The 18528-nt window shown below is 64.0% G+C and carries 17 protein-coding genes; 12 read left to right on the top strand and 5 right to left on the bottom strand.

Annotated features, from left to right (window positions below; translation table 11 throughout):
- The first annotated feature begins 4 nt into the window (after positions 1–4).
- The 7 genes from ACUWEX_RS11480 to ACUWEX_RS11450 all read left to right on the top strand — a co-directional run bounded on the left by ACUWEX_RS11480 (position 5) and on the right by ACUWEX_RS11450 (position 9065).
- Complete coding sequence (locus ACUWEX_RS11480; protein ID WP_445996340.1) at positions 5–1126, top strand: glycosyltransferase; 1122 nt, start codon at positions 5–7, stop codon at positions 1124–1126.
- The gene (locus ACUWEX_RS11475; RefSeq protein ID WP_445996339.1) at positions 1123–2199 is read left to right on the top strand and encodes a glycosyltransferase family 4 protein; all 1077 of its coding nucleotides are present in this window, start codon (positions 1123–1125) and stop codon (positions 2197–2199) included. The genes ACUWEX_RS11480 and ACUWEX_RS11475 overlap by 4 nt, the downstream gene beginning before the upstream one ends.
- Before the next feature lie 48 nt (positions 2200–2247).
- Positions 2248–4074, top strand: coding sequence for a glycosyltransferase (locus ACUWEX_RS11470; protein ID WP_445996338.1), 1827 nt, complete (start codon positions 2248–2250; stop codon positions 4072–4074).
- Positions 4071–5054 carry a hypothetical protein gene (locus tag ACUWEX_RS11465; RefSeq protein WP_445996337.1) on the top strand — a complete coding sequence of 328 codons (984 nt, stop codon included), beginning with the start codon at positions 4071–4073 and terminating at the stop codon, positions 5052–5054. Before ACUWEX_RS11470 ends, ACUWEX_RS11465 begins: the two co-directional genes overlap by 4 nt.
- 179 nt (positions 5055–5233) lie before the next feature.
- Positions 5234–6985, top strand: a complete 1752-nt coding sequence (locus tag ACUWEX_RS11460; protein ID WP_445996336.1) for a DUF4012 domain-containing protein — start codon at positions 5234–5236, stop codon at positions 6983–6985.
- Positions 6986–7053: 68 nt separating this feature from the next.
- The gene (locus ACUWEX_RS11455) at positions 7054–7590 is read left to right on the top strand and encodes an LPXTG cell wall anchor domain-containing protein (RefSeq protein ID WP_079728153.1); all 537 of its coding nucleotides are present in this window, start codon (positions 7054–7056) and stop codon (positions 7588–7590) included.
- 167 nt (positions 7591–7757) lie between these two features.
- A complete protein-coding gene (locus ACUWEX_RS11450) occupies positions 7758–9065 on the top strand; it encodes a UDP-glucose dehydrogenase family protein (protein WP_445996335.1) in 1308 nt (435 codons plus the stop codon).
- Positions 9066–9169: 104 nt separating this feature from the next.
- Here ACUWEX_RS11450 and ACUWEX_RS11445 read toward each other — a convergent pair whose 3' ends face one another.
- The gene (locus tag ACUWEX_RS11445) at positions 9170–10051 is read right to left on the bottom strand and encodes a glycosyltransferase family 2 protein (protein ID WP_445996334.1); all 882 of its coding nucleotides are present in this window, start codon (positions 10049–10051) and stop codon (positions 9170–9172) included.
- A gap of 145 nt (positions 10052–10196) precedes the next feature.
- Here ACUWEX_RS11445 and ACUWEX_RS11440 point away from each other — a divergent pair, with 145 nt between their 5' ends.
- The 3 genes from ACUWEX_RS11440 to ACUWEX_RS11430 all read left to right on the top strand — a co-directional run bounded on the left by ACUWEX_RS11440 (position 10197) and on the right by ACUWEX_RS11430 (position 13888).
- Positions 10197–11516 carry an O-antigen ligase family protein gene (locus tag ACUWEX_RS11440; protein ID WP_445996333.1) on the top strand — a complete coding sequence of 440 codons (1320 nt, stop codon included), beginning with the start codon at positions 10197–10199 and terminating at the stop codon, positions 11514–11516.
- A 219-nt stretch (positions 11517–11735) separates the two neighbouring features.
- Positions 11736–12926 (top strand): lipopolysaccharide biosynthesis protein, encoded by a 1191-nt coding sequence (locus ACUWEX_RS11435; protein ID WP_445996332.1) that lies wholly within the window; start codon positions 11736–11738, stop codon positions 12924–12926.
- A gap of 50 nt (positions 12927–12976) precedes the next feature.
- The gene (locus ACUWEX_RS11430) at positions 12977–13888 is read left to right on the top strand and encodes a glycosyltransferase (protein ID WP_445996331.1); all 912 of its coding nucleotides are present in this window, start codon (positions 12977–12979) and stop codon (positions 13886–13888) included.
- 90 nt (positions 13889–13978) lie between these two features.
- On the opposite strand, the gene ACUWEX_RS11425 is transcribed toward ACUWEX_RS11430, so the two are convergent.
- A complete protein-coding gene (locus ACUWEX_RS11425; protein ID WP_445996330.1) occupies positions 13979–14293 on the bottom strand; it encodes a hypothetical protein in 315 nt (104 codons plus the stop codon).
- A gap of 652 nt (positions 14294–14945) precedes the next feature.
- The gene (locus tag ACUWEX_RS11420) at positions 14946–15953 is read right to left on the bottom strand and encodes a DMT family transporter (protein WP_445996329.1); all 1008 of its coding nucleotides are present in this window, start codon (positions 15951–15953) and stop codon (positions 14946–14948) included.
- Between the two features lie 33 nt (positions 15954–15986).
- Between ACUWEX_RS11420 and ACUWEX_RS11415 the strand changes: the two genes are divergently transcribed.
- Positions 15987–16586 carry a TetR/AcrR family transcriptional regulator gene (locus ACUWEX_RS11415; RefSeq protein ID WP_445996328.1) on the top strand — a complete coding sequence of 200 codons (600 nt, stop codon included), beginning with the start codon at positions 15987–15989 and terminating at the stop codon, positions 16584–16586.
- Positions 16587–16732: 146 nt separating this feature from the next.
- Here ACUWEX_RS11415 and ACUWEX_RS11410 read toward each other — a convergent pair whose 3' ends face one another.
- Positions 16733–17056 (bottom strand): hypothetical protein, encoded by a 324-nt coding sequence (locus tag ACUWEX_RS11410; RefSeq protein ID WP_445996327.1) that lies wholly within the window; start codon positions 17054–17056, stop codon positions 16733–16735.
- On the opposite strand from ACUWEX_RS11410, the gene ACUWEX_RS11405 reads away from it, so the two are divergent.
- Positions 17046–17357 (top strand): hypothetical protein, encoded by a 312-nt coding sequence (locus ACUWEX_RS11405; RefSeq protein WP_445996326.1) that lies wholly within the window; start codon positions 17046–17048, stop codon positions 17355–17357. The two genes, ACUWEX_RS11410 and ACUWEX_RS11405, sit on opposite strands and share 11 nt — an antisense overlap.
- A 57-nt stretch (positions 17358–17414) precedes the next feature.
- Here ACUWEX_RS11405 and ACUWEX_RS11400 read toward each other — a convergent pair whose 3' ends face one another.
- The gene (locus ACUWEX_RS11400; RefSeq protein WP_445996325.1) at positions 17415–18470 is read right to left on the bottom strand and encodes a zinc-dependent alcohol dehydrogenase family protein; all 1056 of its coding nucleotides are present in this window, start codon (positions 18468–18470) and stop codon (positions 17415–17417) included.
- Positions 18471–18528 lie beyond the last annotated feature (58 nt).

Here is an 18528-nt window from a genome sequence, read left to right as displayed (position 1 = left end):
CTGCATGTCACGCAAGTCAGTAGCGATCATCGGCACGCGCGGTTACCCCAGCTATTACGGCGGCTTCGAGACCGCCGTGCGCATGTTGGCTCCTTTCCTGGTCGACGACGGCTGGGATGTCACGGTCTACGGTCGCCCGGGCGCAGTGCGAACGGATGACCCGGCACTCGACAAACGCGTGAACACCGTCATGACCCGCGGTGTCGAGACGAAGTCGGTCAGCACGTTGAGCTACGGCCTCACTGCTTCGGCTCACGCACTCGTGAAGAAGCCCGATGTGGCCCTCGTGATGAATGTCGCGAACGGTTACTTCCTGCCTCTCCTAAAGGCTCGGGGCATCCCTACAGTCGTCAACGTCGACGGCATCGAATGGGACCGCGACAAGTGGGGTCGCGCGGCGAAAGCGGTTTTCCGCGGCGGCGCCAAGATGACGGCAAAGATCGGCTCGGAGATGGTCTACGACTCGCACGAGATCGCGCGCCGCTGGAAAGCCGACTTCAAGCGGGACGGCACGTTCATTCCGTATGGCGGCGACCTGGTCGAGGAGCTGCCGGTCGAACCCGGTCTTCAGCATCGGGGCTATGTCCTGGTCGTCGCTCGATTCGTCCCCGAGAACACCATCAACGAGTTCATCGAAGCGGCGCGCAACCTCGCGACCGATACTCCCGTGGTCATCGTCGGGTCGTCTGGCTATGGCGGCCCGATCGAAGAGGCCGTCGCTGCCCTCGCGTCGAAACACAGCAATGTTCACTGGCTGGGCCACCTCAGTGACGACAGGCGGCTGCTCAGCCTCTGGCAGCACGCCGGCGCCTACTTCCACGGCCACAGCGTCGGTGGAACCAACCCTGCACTGGTGCAGGCAATGGCGGCGGGCGCGCCCGTCGTGGCCCGCGACACGGTCTACAACCGAGAAGTACTGGGCGGTGCCGGCTTGCTGACCGCACCGAACCCCCGGGCAATCGAACAGGCACTGCGCTCCTTCATGTCGGGGGGTGTCGACCTTGAGGCACAAAGCGCTCTGAGCATTGCTCGGGCCGAAGATGTCTACTCGTGGAGGGGCGTGTGTCAGAAATATAGCGATCTCCTGGACTCCGCCATGCAGGCCCGACGGGGCGGCCGTCGTTGAGCGCTGAAGCGCCGCTGCTCCGGGTCTTCCCTGAGTTGCGTGCCGCGCATATCGAGCGCGCGACGGACATGCTGCCGGGCACAACCCTCTACTTCTCTCGAAAGTACGATCTCGGGGCCACCCCGCCCGGGCATGAGTTCGTTCCAGTCAGCCTGCTGCAGGCGATCGTCAGAGTTGCCCGGAGTCGAGCGAAGAAGCTAGAACTACCCGAGCCCCTCTGGCTGCGGTACTACCCCGGCAACTTCGTCCTGGGTGTCGTATGGCGCGTATCGGGCCTCCTTCAAGGCAAACGACGTTCCGCCTCGGCCTACAGCATCGAGAACAATGACATCGATGCGCTCTTGTTCTCGGGCCGAAGCGTTCCGGCCCTCGTGCGAAGGATCGCCGTTGCCGCATTCGGTCTCTCCGCTCGCGCCGTTTATGGGCGTCTCGCTTACGGCAGCGACGGCGCGCGTGAGACCTACGAGTCCATCCCATTCCTTCGTGGCGTCACGAGTCGCACGTTCCTCGAACTCCCTGCACCGCGTTCGATCGTCAACGATGAAGCCCAGCCCGGGCGGGCGGTCTTCGTCGGCCGACTCGAAGACAGAAAGGGCATCGAGCGTTTGATGGATGCCTGGCCCGCTGTCGAAGAGGCTGTGCCCGGTGCTGTCCTCGAGATCGTCGGCGACGGTCCGCTCGGCGGTGCGGTGACGGAGTGGTGCCGCCAGAACGAGAGTCAGCGCATCTCTTCGGGCGCGCTGGACCACGCCACAGTGCTCCGCAGGTTGCAAGAGGCCTCCGTCCTCGTAGCGCCGTCTCAGCGGGACGGTCGCTGGCGGGAACAGATCGGGCTTCCCATCTCCGAAGCATTGAGCACCGGTCTCACTATCGTGACGACGTCTGAGACGGGCCTCGCGGAATGGTTGCTCTCAACAGGACACCACGTGGTCTCGGCCGATCGTCGCGACCACACTGCGCTTTCTCGTGCCATCATCGGAGCGCTCGAGCATCCCCTCGACCGGGCGTCGGTCCTCGGATCATTGCCGTCCGTTCTGGGGCGAATAGAGGCGGATGCGTGGCTCAACTCATGACCTCGACGTCGAAAGGTCTTTCGCCAACCGGCAGCAAGGAGAGCAACCATGGTTCTGTCGAACGCTGAGGCGATCGTCGTCCACTACCGCAGCTACGAGACCGTTGCTGAAACGGTGAGCACTCTTCTCGCCGAGGGATTCACGACGGACACGCTGACGGTCGTCGACACCAGTGAAGAGCCCGCGCGCCGGGAGGAGCTTGCCGAGGCGCTGCCGGGCGGCACCTCCATCCTCTTCACCTCGAACGGTGGCTATGGAGCGGCGATCAATCATGCGCTCGATCACCTGAAGCGGGTGCGACCTGAATTGCCGGCTTACACCCTGGTGGCCACGCACGAAGTGTTGCCGACGTCGGGCGATATCCAACGCCTCATCGACGCTCTCGAAAGCGAGCCCAGCGCTGCGGCAGCGGGTCCCACACTCGTCACGGGGGATGACGGCGCGCAGATCTGGTCGGAAGGCGGAACTTTCAGCGGACGGTTCTCGCTTCCCGCCCACGAATCGTTCGGCGAGTTGCGCGCGCCCACAATGGATGGTCCGCCGCAGTCCCGAGAATGGCTCGACGGCGCATTCGTGCTGTACCGCTCGGCGCTGTTGGATGAACTCCGGTTCGACGAGAGCTTCTTCCTCTATATGGAGGAGACGGACCTTCACCTCCGGCTGACGCGAGCCGGGCATCAGCTGCTGTGGGTGCCCGGAACATCCGTTTGGCAGAGCTCCGGGGGAGTGCCGCCCTTCTACTTTGCGAGAAACCTTCGCTTGCTCTTCCAGAAGCACCCCGAGCGGTTCACCTCGAAGATCGCGGTTCCCGCAGCCGTCGCGCGTCGGGCTCTGTCGTTAGCCCTGAAAAAGCGCGACGTGAACGGCATCGTGCAGCTAGGGCGCGGTCTGGGCGCCCGCGTCGCAAGCTCCGAGGTAGAACCACACGTCATCGTGCTCAACCCGCTCGGCGGCACGCTGCTCCACTACGAGGAATCGCTGACGAGTGTCCTGCGAGCGGGCGGCGCTCGGGTGGAACGCTTGCGAGTCTTCGAGCCATCCGCGGGTGGCGGGAGCAAGCTCGATTGGGTGCGGAATTACATCCGCGCGCTCGTGTCCGCACGTAGGCGCAGCTCGGCGGCAACCAGCGTCGTCGTGTTGTGGCCGGTGCTCGGCTATCTCGATGTGATCCTCATCCGAGCGATCGTCGGCACGCGAAGCCGGCTCATCATGCACGACCCCGAGCCCCTCGTGCACGCGGTCGGTTATGACCGCATCAGCCGCGGCCTCGCCGGGTTGTTCGCGCGGTCCTCCACCCTCGTCTCCCACAGCGCTGCGGCTTCGTCGGCTATCGAGGCAAGCGGATGGCAGGGATCGGTCGAGACCCTTCCGCATCCGATCTTCGACCCCACTCCGACGGCTCCGCGTCCGGGAGCGATGCCGATCGTAAGTGTCCTCGGGCAGTACAAAAAGGATCGCGATCTTGCCGCCCTCGAAGAGATCGCCGAGGGGATGGCGGGGGAGGTCGAGTTGAACGTGCACGGCCGCGGATGGCCGGATGTTCCCGGCTGGCGTGTGGATGCGCGATTCATCTCGGAGCAGGAAATGGACGAAGTCATCGCCGAAAGCGCTGCCGTCGTGATTCCCTACAAGAGGTTCTTCCAGAGCGGTGTTGCATTCAGGGCACTCGAAAGCGCAGTCCCCGTCGTGGGTGTGAGCGGGAGCTCGCTGGATGACCTCTTCGGCGGTGATTCCGACTTGCTGGTGTCGCCCGGCCAGAAGTGGAGCGATGCGGTGCAGGTGGCGATTAGGTCGGGAAGGTCGCAGGCTGAGGCCGCCGCTCGATCCTGGCGCGCGCGGTGCGTCGAGGCGTGGCGAAAGGGGCTCGCATCGTGACGAAGCGTGGTCTCACTCTTGTCGTCCTGGGCCGGGCAACCGAGTCCAAGGAACGCGCCTGGCGAGAAGGTCTCGGACTCGTGCGGACGGTCCGTCTGACAGGCGCCGCTCCCAGCGGCTCGCGCTTCGGCTCTCGAGCACTCGGTCTCGGGCTCGACTCCGCTCTCGTCGCTCTCAAAGCGCTCGCCGTGGGCGCGCGGAGCCCCTTTCTCGCCACGAACCCGTGGATAGCCGTCGCGCTGAAAGCGACTCTGCGACGACGCGTTGCCGTGACGGGAATCTATGCGGTCGCTGGCTCGCGCAGCTTCAAGCTGTTGCGGCTCGTTCTTCGAGACTCGCCCGTCATCACCACCGTCACCGTCGAAGCCGAAGCCTGGACGGCCGCGGGAGGACGTGCGATGCCGGTCATCTATGGCAACACGTTCGGATATCCCGAATCCAGCGATCGCGGTGACGATGTCCTGCACATCTTCGTCGGCGGCTCCTCCGACCGCGACACGGCTGCCATCGATCAGCTCGAACGAGAGATCCGATCGAGCTCGGCGCCCATCGTCTTGACGGTCGTGGGCAACGAAGACCCGTCCTCTTGGTTGGACGGCAACCGGCGCATCGAACACACTGGCCGTGTGAGCCCGGACCGCTTCGGCATCCTTCTCAGCGAGGCCGACGTGGTGTTCCTTCCGCTCGTGCCGTCGGACCGCGCCGCCGGACACATGGTCACGGTCGGCGCCCTCGAATCCGGGTTGCGCGTTCTCACCTCGGACACGATCGGCATGACGGGATACGTGGACGGCACCTTCGTGCGCCCTCTGGTGCCTGGCGAAAGCGTGCTCCCGCAGCTCGAGGCGCTCGCGGATCGGACCGACGAGGGGCGCGCAGAGGCGCGCGCCTTCTGGCGAAAGGCCTTCAGCGTGGATGCTTATGTCGCCCGAGTGCGCGGAGCATTGCGGGCTCTGTCGGCACCGAAACAAGATGCCTGAATATACTGACGACGCCTACACGTTGCTCGGGTGACTTCTGCTCTCCCCGCTTGCGTGTGTAGCGAGGATCTAAAAGACGGGGCGCATTCATGACGGCAGCGAGCCACGAAACACCGACAGCTCGGCGAAACGTTCGTCGACGGTCGCGCAGGTCCGCGGGCTCGAAGCGCCGTCGCACCGTGCTGATCGTCATCGGCGTCGTGCTGCTGGTGTTGCTCGCTGCGGCTGCCTGGGTGGGCATCCGGGCGCTCCTCGTCAAGCAGGACCTCGAGCAGGTCGTGCCCCTCACATCGAGCCTCAAACAAGCCGTCACCGAGCAGGATCAAGCAGCCGTCGCCCGCGATTCGTCAGAACTGTCGTCCCGCGCCTCATCGGCGGCGTCGCTTTCAGGCGACCCGATCTGGAGGGCCGCGGAAATCATCCCCTTCGTCGGCCCGAACCTGACGGCCGTGCGCGAGATCGCACAGGTCGCGGACGACCTCGCCAGCAAGGCGGTTGCGCCGCTCGCCCGCATCGCCATCGAGGTGAAGGCCGAAGACTTCAAGCCTCAGGACGGTGCTATCGATGTCGCACCTCTCGAGGCGGCTCGCGTTCCCGTGAGCGGGGCGCAGGTCGCATTGACGAACGCCCAGAAGTCCGTGTCGGCCATCGACACCACTGCGACGATCGGTCAGGTCACATCCGCCGTCGACCAGATCGAAGGTGAGCTGGATGCTTTGGTCCCGACGGTCACGGCACTCGACAACGCCGTTCAGCTCTTGCCCTCCATGCTCGGCGCCGATGGCCCGAAGCAGTATCTGCTCCTCATCCAGAACCCGGCAGAACTCCGCTCGGGAGGCGGCATCCCCGGCGCCCTGGCGCTTCTGAAGACGGATGGCGGCAAGCTCACGCTCGAGCAGCAGGCTTCGTCGGCAGACTTCCCTCGATTCCAGCAGCCGATTTTGCCGCTTCCCGCCGAAACGCAGGGGCTCTATGGATCGATCGTCGGCGAATACATCCAGAACGTCACGCTCACCCCGAAATTCCCGCTGTCTGGAGAGTTGGCGCAGGCGATGTGGCAGCAGCGCTTCGGCACGACCGTCGACGGCGTCATCTCGGTCGACCCCGTCACGCTGAGCTACCTCTTGGGTGCCACCGGTCCTGTGGACCTCGCGACCGGTGACCAGCTGACTCAGGAGAATGCGGTCAGCCTTCTCTTGAGCGAGGTCTACGCCCGCTACCCGCTGCCCGCTCAGCAGGACCTCTTCTTCGCGGCGGCGGCCAAAGCCGTCTTCGACAAAGTGTCCGCTGGGGACATCGACCCGATCAAGCTCGTCGACGCGTTGACCCGCGCGGGCTCCGAGCGCCGCATCATGGTTTGGAACTCCGACGAGCAGATGCGAGATGTCCTGGCGGGGACGACTTTGGCCGGAGACTTGCCGGCCTATTCGGACGATCAAACCGGCCTTGGTCTCTACTTCAACGACGGTACCGGCGCGAAGATGGATTACTACCTCACCGCCGATACCCAAGTGGGCTCGCTCGTCTGCCGCCAAGACGGTAAGCCCTACCAGGTGATTCAAGTCACGTTGAAGAACAACGCGCCAGTTGACGCGGGGACGTCGTTGCCGGAATATGTGACGGCAGGTGGCGCCTACGGCGTGTCGCCCGGCAGCGTGAAGACGTTCGTGACCGCCTACGGCTCGCCAGGTCTCGTGAATCTCGGCGTTATGCGTGGCGGAGCCTCCGTTTCGGCGCTCTCGACATCGGATGACGGATACGGCGTGACGCAGATTCCGGTGCAGCTGGCACCTGGGGAATCCGCCACTTTGACCTTCGGATACCTCGCGCCGAGCAGTGAATCGACCATCGGTCAGGTCCAACGGACGCCGATTGTTAACATGAATGAAACCTCGGAGTTGTCACTGTCCTGTGAATCTGCTCTATGGTAGAGACTGTCTACTCAGGAGAGCGTGGCCACACGTCTCCTTCCATAATCCAATTCGGGGGTTACATCCACATGGCAAAGAAGATTTTCGCAGGCCTCGTGCTTGCGGTCCTCGCTTTCTTCTCGGTTCCCGCCGCGGCAAACGCTGCTGGCTACGTTCCGAGCACCAACATCTCGGGTGACAACACTGTTGTCTCCGGTGGCACGACGATCATCAACTTCGCTCCTGGCTCTTTCGCCGGTAGCGAGAACGTCTCCATCACCATCACCGGCGCTGGCTCCGTCACCGTCGGTGCTTTCAAGGCTGAGACCATCACCGCCACCAAGCAGGCTGCTGCTGATGGCTCGCTCAGCATCTCCGTCAAGCTCCCCGCCGGCGCCACCGGCACCTACTCGCTGACCGCGACCGGTGTCACCTCGGGCAACGTGGGAACATACACCATCACGGTCGTTCCGGCCGACTCGGCTAACGGCTCGGGCGCACTGCCCGACACCGGTTCGTCCGTCTCGATGCTGGCCGTCTGGGCCGGTGCCGGCGCGCTCCTCCTCGGTGCCGCTCTGATCGCCGTCATGACGGTCGTTCGTCGCCAGCGCCTCGCGCAGGACTAATATCCCCCGGGCGTAACAGCCTCCGAGAAAGGCCCCAGATCCTCACGGAACTGGGGCCTTTCTCTTGTGCCGCCATGCGGCTCGCTTTGTAAATTCTTCATGCACAAGCGGAGAAGCGCGTCCCGAGCGGACTCCCGACGTGCACGCGCAACTAGGCTGGAGTGACTATGAGAATGTCTGTGATCGGTTGTGGGTATTTGGGCGCTGTGCATGCTGCGTCAATGGTGAAGCTCGGCCATGAAGTTGTCGGCATTGATGTCGACCCCGCCAAGATCGAGGCTCTGGCCGCGGGTAAATCCCCGATCTTCGAGCCCGGCCTGCCCGAGCTCCTCGTCGAGTCGGTCGGCAGTGGCCGGCTCTCCTTCAGCACCGATACCTCCGCTGCTCGCGGTGCGAAAGTCCACTTCATCGCGGTAGGCACGCCGCAGAAGGCGGGCAGCTACGCCGCCGACCTTCGGTTCGTCGACGCGGCCGTCCAAGGCCTCATGCCGCACCTGGCCCCCGGTGACCTCGTGGTTGGCAAGTCGACCGTGCCGGTCGGCACCGCTGAGCGCCTAGCGAAGATGATCGAGCCGACTGGAGCGATGCTGGCTTGGAACCCCGAGTTCCTCCGCGAGGGTTTCGCCGTCAAGGACACCATTAGCCCCGACCGCCTCGTCTACGGCCTGCCCCCGGAGCCTGCAGACGCGGCTACAGCTCGTGCGCTCCTCGACGAGGTCTACGCCGAGGCCCTCAGCCATGACACCCCTCTGGTCGCGACGGACTACGCGACCGCTGAGCTGGTCAAGGTCGCCGCCAACGCGTTCCTGGCCACCAAGATCTCCTTCATCAACGCAATGGCCGAGATTTCCGAGGCTGCCGGCGCTGACGTGACCCAGTTGGCGGATGCGATCGGTTACGACGCCCGTATCGGACGACGCTTCCTCAACGCCGGTGCCGGTTTCGGCGGGGGATGCCTGCCCAAGGACATCCGCGCCTTCTCGGCGCGCGCGGAGGAGCTCGGCAAAGGCGAAGCGCTCAACTTCCTCAAGGAAGTCGATGCAATCAACCTGCGTCGCCGCGACCGCGTCGTCGAGCTTGTCGTCGAAGCCCTCGGCGGCAGCGTCTACAACAAGAAGGTCGCAGTCCTGGGACTCGCCTTCAAGCCCGACAGTGACGACATCCGTGATTCCCCGTCGCTCGACGTAGCGGTGCGCCTCAACGGCTTGGGCGCAAACGTCGTGGCGACCGATCCTGAGGCGATCGCGAACTCGCGCCGCATGCACCCGCAGCTGGTCTTCGGCACGACCGAGGAAGCACTGCAGGATGCGGATGCGGTAGTCGTCGTCACCGAGTGGAGCGAGTACCGCGCACTCGACCCCGCAGAGGTAGCGGCGGTCGTTCGCGGAACCGTCGTCATCGACGGTCGGAACTGCCTCGACCTCGCCGCCTGGCGCGGTGCCGGATGGACCTACATCGGTCTCGGGCGCAGATAGCCGCCATAGCTCCGCGCCCGCGCCTTCGCTGCCTGAGTGCGCGCGGCCCGGTCGGCGGGTGCGGCGACGATGAAGCGCATGCTGACCGGAGCCATCGATGAGCGCTACGCCAGCTTCGTGAAGGTTCCCGCTATGGTGCCTCGCACGATTGCGCCCGCACGGGCTAGACGGTCAGTCTCGTACACCAAGGTAATTGCTGCTTTGCGAGCAAGTACCGCATAAGTCAGGAGCAGCCCTCTCCCGCCAACTCGCAGTTCGCGAGGCGCGCGACGGTGTTTGCGTGCGTAGTAGACCATGTCTTGCGCCATATGGCGGAGGCGGAACGAAGAGTGGTTATAGGCGATCCGTTTGCCCGCGCGTTGAGCATGGCCAATCTCGTGCAAGATGCGGGCGTCTCCAACCTGCACGATTCGCAGGCCCGCTTCACGAATGCGAAGACAGAAGTCAAAGTCCACGAAGTCGATAAACATGTGATCGTCGTACCCACCGACTTGCCGCCACGAATCCACGGCCAGCAAGCTGCCCGAGGTGATGCAGTAGTTCACGTCGCGAGTGTCGCGAGGCCGGTCGCTGCCGAGATTCCGGTCAGCGATCTGAGGCGCCGCAATCGCGACTCCCTGGGCGAGCGATCGCGTGAGTTTCACAACGGTGCCAGCTTCGAGAACCGAGTCCTGATCGAGCAGGACCACCGCGTCGGCGTGTTGATCAGAGGCCCACTGAACAATCTGGTTCAGCGCCGCGGCAATCCCTCGGTTAGCGTCATTCTCGATCATATGAACCGACGGATGTGGTGAGAGACGTGGTGGCGAGCTGGATCCGTTGTCCACCACGACCACGGTTTCCACCTGGCCCGAAATAGCATCAATGTTCTCACCGAGGCGCGTCACATCAGGATTAAAGGTGACGATTCCTGCAACGATCTTCGGCTGATCCCTGGTATCGCTTCGCAATGGTTTCCTTCCAAGAGGAGCAATGAACGGGGCCATACCGAGAGTCAGCTGGCACGTTCGTATTCTAGTTGTGAGGTGCGCGGCTGGCTCGCTGAGGTCGAGAAGCCCCTGCGCGCCGATCTCGCAAGGGTCTATGCAGATAAAGAAGCGAATCGTATTCGCTCTGCTTTAGACTCAGGACGTGCTTGAGCAAGTGTTGACTTATGCCGCTGTGTTCATCGCAGTGCTATTCGTCATGACCGTGCTTCTCGCAATGAAGCCGGCGGCACGAGGGACCTTCCTTGCGGTCCTCGTCGGAATGGGCGCGGGGCTCATCGGAGTCCAGATCGCTCAGATGCACGTTTTCACCATCCTGCTGCTGATTTGGGTTCTCTTCTCCAAACGCGCCAGCCGCTCGATAGCTCCCGTCGAGGCAGTCCTCACCGTCGTGGCGGCAGCGATTCTCGCCTCTACCGTTCTTTATGGGCAGCTGGTGAACAGCCCAACTCTCGGGCTGCAATTATTGGCATTGGCTGGGTGCACGGCTCTCATCGTGGTGTTTGCATCCCCGGCGGATGCCAAGGCGATGCTGTATGGGCTACTAATCATGACATCGGCAAGCAGCATTTTCGGATTGTTGCAGGTTGTGGGAATCGCCCCGTACGACGCCTGGCACCTCAGCATCTCTGCACTCGGCCGTCCCACTGGCTTGTATTCGGAGCCGGACTGGCTCGGCATGATGGCCGGCGTCGGTCTCGTTCTCGCATGGCGCCTACCGCTTCGACGCTGGGTGCGTGTGCTCCTCATTCTCGCGAACATGAGCGCGTGGGTTCTGGCTTTCGCCAGAGCGGCATGGGTCGCGGTGGTCGCATCCGCTCTCCTCGCCGTGGCCATTCATCTCATCACCCGCAAGAGGGGCGCTCCGCGCAGGACCGAAAAGTCTGGACGCTTGCTGGCAACGGCTCTCAGCGGCGTCGTGGCTGTGTTGGCCTTCTCGTTCATCCCGAGCCTTCACGACAATTTGGTGACGCGACTGTCGAACACGCTTCGCGTGGCGGACAACGACGTCTCGGCACAAGCACGAGTCGCCCAGAATGACGGGCTCAATTATCTCGCCAGCACGAGCCCCTGGTACGGCTGGGGACTCAGCACCAGTGGTCGTGTCGGCGTGTCGGGCCGCCTCAACTATGGAGAGTCGCGCAATAACGTCGGATCCAACTGGCTCGTCTCGTTCTGGGTCGACGGCGGGCTCCTCAGCATCGCCTTGCTACTTGTTTTTGCCGTAGCCATCGCTCTAACCCTTCGCACGATTCAGGCCCAAGTTTTCGTCCTGGTTCTTCTCGCTAGCTTCTTCTCAAACGCCGTCTTCCAGCCCGTCACCTGGCTGATGCTCGGCCTGTGCCTTGTCGTGGTGAGGACGCGACGAGAACAGCTCGGAGATAGGCAATTGGCAGGCCCAGGACGGATGGCACCGACGGTTGATCGACCTGCGATTCAGCCTGCTCAGCCAATCTTGGGTTGAGCGTGTAACTGCGCGGTTGCCGCGGGGCCCTAATTCTGAGAACGTGTGGCCAACAGGCTCCTTGGCTAGATGGACTCGCGACTCGAGTGCATGGTCGGACCTCTTAGACTGAGGTCATTCCTGATCTATTCGACCGGTGTGCCTAGGCCGCAGGGTTCAACTCACGTGGGGTAACGAGTGAAACGGTTTTTGGCGAAGCTCTCCTGGTACACGGCCACAATGTTGGCCAACTCATCCATCGGGCTCTTGGTGGTGCCGGTCACGATCTATGTTGCGGGCGCGGCTGAGTGGGGCGCGATCGCTGTAGGTCAGTCCGTCGGGAGCATCGCCACGATCTTCGTCGCTTTGGGGTGGGGGTACAACGGCCCCAGTCTCATTGGGCGAGCCAATCCTGTTGAGCGCCAAACCATTGCTATTCACTCATTGGTTGCCCGAGCCGTCACGGCCCCATTCATCACTGCCGGGGCCGCGTTTGTGGCTTTCCTCTTGGCACCTACTCTGCCCTGGGCGGCCGTCATCGCTTGCGTCACCGTCAGTCTCGGTGGGCTCGGCATGTCTTGGTACTTTGTCGGGGATGGTCAGCCTCAGAAGCTGTTTTTCTGGGACGGAGTTCCGCGGTGGGCCGGCAACCTCGTCGGTGTAGCTGCTCTGTGGATTTGGCATGACATTTACGCTTTCCTGTGGATTCAGCTTGCGGGTGGGGTTCTTGCAAGCGCTATCTCGTGCATAGTTGTCATCTCTCAGGGCTCGCGTGTCCCGCGAGACACATGGAACGTGCGAGCTGCGTTCCGTGGGGTGAAGAATCAGTTACACGCCGGGATCACGGTCGTTACGGCAACTACCTTCGCGTCTCTCCCCACTCTTGTCATTGCTGCTCTGGCCCCCACTGCCGTGCCGGTTTACGCGCTTGGCGAGCGGCTTGTCAGATTCGCTCTCATGGGGATCACGCCATTTCTTCAGTGGGTGCAGGGATGGGTTCCTAGGGCTACACCTGACAAGCCTGTGGTGTGGAAGATCAAGTGGGCCACGAGAGTCGCCTATGTCGGCGCGCTGCCGCTGGGGCTCGGCGTTGCCCTGCTGGGGCCGCTAGCCGGGCATCTTCTTTCCGCCGGGGTGGTCGAACTGCCGTTGGCATTGACCGTTGCATTCGGGGTGGTGGTAGCCACGTCCGCGGTTTCTCGAGTGGTCGGGATGGCATGTTTGCTTGCATTGAGAGCGGACCGTGCTGTCGCTATCAGTGCTGTTCTCGGAGCGATCGTCGGCACGCCTCTTTTGTTCGTCCTTGTGCCGTTACAGGGAGCGGTCGGAGCCGCATCTGCTCTCGCTCTAGCGGAAGTAATCGTCGTGGTCTACCAGATCATCGCGCTACGACGCATGCTCGCGCTGGAGCAAGGCCCAGCTACCGCCTGAGCGTTCGAAAATGAAACCTCCACGCGTCAATTCCCACGAGGGGCAAGGTCATGCCTGATTCAGATGCCAAGGTCGTCGGCGTTCTAGTTGCCTACAACACGGACGGCGAGGTGATCGTGAGGACTGCTCGCCGTCTCGCGCCGCAGATGCTTCGATTGCTGGTGATGGACAACAGCGATCCGGATCATGAGCAGGTGTCCAAATCGCTTGCGGCGGCGGCGATCGATAACGTCGAGCACATTTCCTGCGGGGGCAACGTAGGAATTGCGTCGGCTCAGAATAAGGGCATCGCCAGAGCCGTTCAGCTCGGTGCAGAGTATGTCCTGTTCTTGGATGACGATAGTAGTTTTCCGGAACACGGGGTAGGCGGCCTCGTCCGCCGGCTCAAAGAGGAATGCAAGCTGTTTCCCGAAACCGCCGGGGTCGGTCCTGAGATTGTTGACCATAGGACGGGCCAGGCCCTCGTTGCCGTTTGGGAGGGATCCCGCATCCGTCCAGGGAAAGTGAGCCAAGCGACCGAGGTTGCATACCTGGTCAGTTCCGGCGCATTGATCGATGTCGAAGCTTTTGAAAAGTTCGGTTTGTTCAAGGGCGACTACTTCATCGATCACGTCGACAAGGAATGGGGGCTCCGTGTTGGGCTGAACGGCGGACGGCTCGTCGTCACATCCGACGTCACCATGGCCCATCAGCTGGGTGACATGCCTACGCGAACACGCAGTGGAAATGTTCGATACACGCACGGGAGCGCCACGAGGGACTACTACCTGACGCGGAATGCAGTCTTCCTCATGCGCGACCTTAATCTCCCTGCGGCTAAGTACATCGACTTGATCCGCTTGCTCGGCGAAAGTTCGCTTCGCAAGATCCTCGGCCGAGGACGCACGCCCGCTCAGAGGCGAGCGGTTCTATTGGGTCTGGGGGATGGGATTCGTAACCGGCGCGGGCCCCGCCCCTCGTAGCGCTGCATCAACTAGGCGATGTTCGGTCACGCTCCGTAGGCTCAGGTCAGAAGCGATGGCCTACCGAGATCGGGCTCCGTCGCAACTCGCTTATGGGCTCAGCGGTTCCTCGAATGTGAAAGTACTACCCAGGGCGAGACCTACATGAGTCAGTGCGAGTTCGATGCGCGGGGAGTGCGTCTCGTCGGTGTAGGGATGGAGATGGCCAGCGATGACGAGGGCGGGGTTGGCGGCCGCAGCGCGAAGTTCGAGGATGCGGTGCGCTGCCGCGTTGAGGATCATGACGTCGTAGACGTCAGGTGGGCCGTCGGTGCACCGTACTTCGGCCCGGATGTGCTGATTCGGGCCATCGGTCTTCAGGTCGGAGGTTGAGATGATCACGGCTTTGCGGATCGTGAATACCACGTTGGCTCCCGGGCTGGTGATTGGCAGAGGGCGTGGGAAACGTAGCAGGAGCGCGGCTCGCAGTCTTCATAGCGGCTGTGGGCGCGAACATCGAATTGGGAATTAGGGCTTCCGTCTCGCGAGGATGCGTGGGAGAAAGAGGGGCCGTCGTTGTGCGCGGCTGCGGCGTGTTTATCGAGGGGGAGATGGCTTATGAGCGGGCAGAACGAGATTGGGTTTGACGTGAGCGGATCAAACGGGCGCGTCGCCGGAGGTGTGCAGCCGGTGAGTCAGCAGGAGGCAGGCGCGGCTCGGCCGCGCTTGTGGGGGTTGATCGCGTGGGCGGCCGGAGCCGTTGCCGTGGGGGCGGTGTTGGCTGTGCCCGTGATGATGCTGGCACAGATGGTGACGCTGGGGCGCGTGTCGGGGGACTGGACGAGCGACGAGTACGGATTGTTCGCGTGGATTGCGTATACGGCACTGGCCGTGCTGCCGATTGCGTTGCCCGGGGTGTTCAACATTGTGGCGACCGTGGTGTTTGTGGTGTTGGCGCGGGGGAAGCGCGGCATCCTGTGGGTTCAGGGGTGGGTGTGGGCGTTGAGCGGGGTGGCTGTGCTGCCCGCGGTCGTGCTTGGCCTGGTGGGGCCGGAGGCGGCGGTGCTTGGAGGGAACTTCACCTTCGTGCTGATGAGTGCGAACGCTGTTGGCTGGGTGGTGATGGTTGCTGTGTGGGGCGTTGTGCAGCGGAATCGTCTGAAGAAGCAGGATGCTCACGCGATGAGTGGCGCGGAGGCAGCAGCACGAGTGTGATGGCGGCGGCTCCGAGGAGGAGACCGGCGGCTGTAGCGAGGGTGAAGGGTTCGCCAAAGATGAGGGCTCCGAGGACGGAGGTTGCTGGCGCCACCAGGAAGAGCAGCGCATTGAGGCCTGTGATGCCGAGGTGGCGGAGGAGCGTCCAGTAGAGGGCGTAGGCCAGGAGGCTGGGGATGAGCGCTGTGAGGGCCGTCGCGAACCAGAAGCTGGGCTCGGCTGGTGGGGCCCAGGTGTGCGTGGCGATGGCGACGATCGTGATTGCCACGAGGGAGACGCCCGAGTGAACGGCGAGGGTGGAGAAGACTCCGAGGGTCGATGACGTGCGGCGCTCGAGGAACGTGGCTGTGACGAGGCAGGCCAGCGCGACGAGGGGGAGCAGGTAGGCGGGGTTGGGGGATGCGGCGGTTGCGGCATCCGACCAGACGATCATGACGACGCCCACGGCACCAAGCGCGAGGCCGAGCCATTGGAGTGCGCGGACGCGAAGGCCGAGGAGCGGGCCGACGAGGGTTGCGACCACGAGGGGTTGGACGGCGTCGATGAGGGCCGTGGTGCCTGAGGAGACGCCGGCTGCAACCGCCAGGTAGATGGGGACGACGTAGCCGAATTGGGCGAAGAGGCCGATGAGCAGGTGTGGGCGGATGTCGCGCCACGACGGCATGCGCAGGCGGCGGCGGGCTGCGAGGAAGAGGGCGCCGATGGCGAGGAGGCCAGCGACCAGAACGAAACGCCAGAGGACGAAGGTGATGGGGTGCGTCTCGGCTGTGCCGGCTTTGGCGATCAGGAAGCCGGAGCTCCAGCTCAGGACGAAGAGTACTGACGCCGCGGTCAGGAGGACGGGTCGAGGTATACCGATCTGTTTACTCATGGGTTTGACTATACAGGACGGTATAGTTGGGGGATGCGAAAAGAGTTCGAGCCCGTGGTGGCGCCCGTGATGACATCCGGGGCGACGAAGGTGTTGGAGGCCGCGACTGACCTGTTCTATCGCGAAGGGATCCACGCAGTTGGGGTTGACGCGATTGCGGCGGCGGCTGGGGTGACGAAGAAGACGCTGTATGACCGGTTCGGGTCGAAGGATGCGCTCGCCGTGGCTTATCTGCGCGGGCGTGATGAGCGGTGGCGGGCCTACCTAGACAAAGGGCTCGAGAAGGTGCCAGCGGGAACGATCGAGCGAGTGCTGGCGGTGTTCGACATCACGGATGCGTGGGCGCGCGAGAACTTGTCGAAGGGGTGCGGGGCGATCAATGCACGCGCCGAATTCGAGGGGATGGGACATCCGATCGCGGGGGAAGCGATCAGGCAGAAGAAGTGGATGCGTGAGCTGTTCGAGGATCTGTGCCGCGAAGCCGGGGTTGCCGATTCTGAGGGGATGGCTGACGCGCTCATGTTGCTGCACGAGGGTGGGCTCGTGACCGGCGGGATGGGGACGTTTGACAAGCCGTTCAAGGTGGCGCGGGTCGCCGCAGAGCAGTTGATGCGAGCTTCTGTCAGCAGTTAACCATTTGTGAGAGTGCTCGCTCTTGGCGCCTGGCAGGCGATGGGCTAATCGCGAAGAGCGCTCAGTTGTTTGTTGGTGTTTGACCTCCGACTGGGTCGGCCACGCTGCAACGGACGCGCTCAGCGTTACGAACCGGAAACGATTGCCTACATGCGCGGCTCCGGGGGCAGCGCCTTCGATAGCGTGGGCGCAGCGCGGGTGCCGTGCGGGGGCGATGGGGGAACGATGCGAACGATGACGTCGATGCGGGTGGCCGCGGTTGGTGCGGTGGCCGTGGCGGGGGTGCTGGTGTCGAGCGCCTGCACGAATAGTCCTGAGCCCACGGGGTCGCCGACCGCCAGCGCGACCAAGAGTGCGACGCCGGTGCCGACATCCACCACGACGATCACCGCGACACCCACGGCTAGCGCGACGCCGACGGCTGCGCCGCCCGCCGATGGAGGGAGCGGGGGAGCTGCATTGGCCCCCATCAGCAAGACGGCCGCCTATAACGAGTGTGTGCCGTGGGCGAGCATCAGTTCGTCGAACCCCGGGGCCGTGACGGTGAACAGTGAGGCCGAGTCGACGATCATTCGCCGGGCCGATGGTCAGTGGTTCCTGCACATTCCTTACAAAGACCCCGCTTACAGCAGCGCCGACCCCACCGTGGTCGTGTGCGTGATCGGTGGGTCGGATGCGGCCCCCGAGATGGAGTTCGCCAACCGCCAGGCGCTCGTCGAGCCGTTCCCGTTCAGCCCGGATACCTGGGAAGACGACATCCCGATCGACTGAGTTGTTCAGGCGACGAGTGGTTCAGTCATCCAAAAGCCGACACGCTATCTGACTGTGCTACTCGGCCGGGTGGATGACCGTGATGCCCGTGGGTGGGGCCGTGGCCGTGAGGGGGAGCAGGGTGGCGCCCTCGGCGAGGGTGACGGCGCCGCCGACCAGGTCTTGGGGGCGCAGCGTGCCGTCGGCGACGAGGGTGAGCATGGCGGCGTAGTCGGCGGCGGCCATGCCGTGGCTGCCCAGGAGGTCGAGTTCCCAGCCGATGACGCGGTCGAGGGGGAGGCGCGGCAGTTCGTCGGCCGAGAGGAGGCCGATTTGCACGTGGCGGCCGCGGCGGCGCAGCGACAGGAGCGCGTCGGTGCTGGTGGAGGCCGAACCGACGGCGTCGAGAGCCACGTGGGCTCCGCCATCCGTGATGTCGATGACCTGGTCGACGACGGATGGCGTCGTTTCGGGCGACGAGCTGGGCACCGCAACGGTGGCCTCGGCGCCCACGCTGCGGGCGAGGGCCAGGGCATCCGGGTTGCGGTCGACGGCGATGACGCGGGCGCCCAGGGCTGAGGCGATCATGACGGCGCTGAGGCCCACGCCTCCGGCGCCGAAGACGGCCACCCACTCGCCCGGCTGCACGTCGGCTCGGGCACGCACCGCGCGGAAGGCTGTGGCGAAACGGCAGCCGAGACTGGCGGCCGCGTCATCCGAGATCGTGTCGGGAACCGCGACCAGGTTGGTGTCGGCGGCGTGGATGGCCACCAGTTCGGCGTGTGAGCCCCAGCCCGTGAAACCCGGCTGCGTCTGGTTCGGGCACACCTGCGCGTTGCCGCCGAGGCACCACTCGCACACGCCGCAGCCGCACACGAACGGCGACGTGACGCGGTCGCCGACCGACCAGTGGCTGACGCCGGCACCGACCTGCTCGATGGTTCCCACGAACTCGTGGCCCGGAACGTGCGGCAGGTGCACCGTGTCGTCGTGCCCGGCCCACGCGTGCCAGTCGCTGCGGCACAGGCCCGACGCGGCCACCCGGATGACGACGCCACCCTCGGGTGCGGTCGGGGCCTCCACCTCGCGCACCTCGGGTGCGGTGCCGAAACGGTCGTAGACGATTGCTCGCATCGGGGGAGCTCCAATCGGGGTTCACGCGCCAGAAAAGCCGAACGGCTTCTGAGTCTCG

The sequence above is a fragment of the Okibacterium fritillariae genome, from assembly GCF_052783725.1.
Note: the sequence above shows the minus strand (reverse complement) of the source record. Positions and strands in the feature narration are given on the sequence as shown.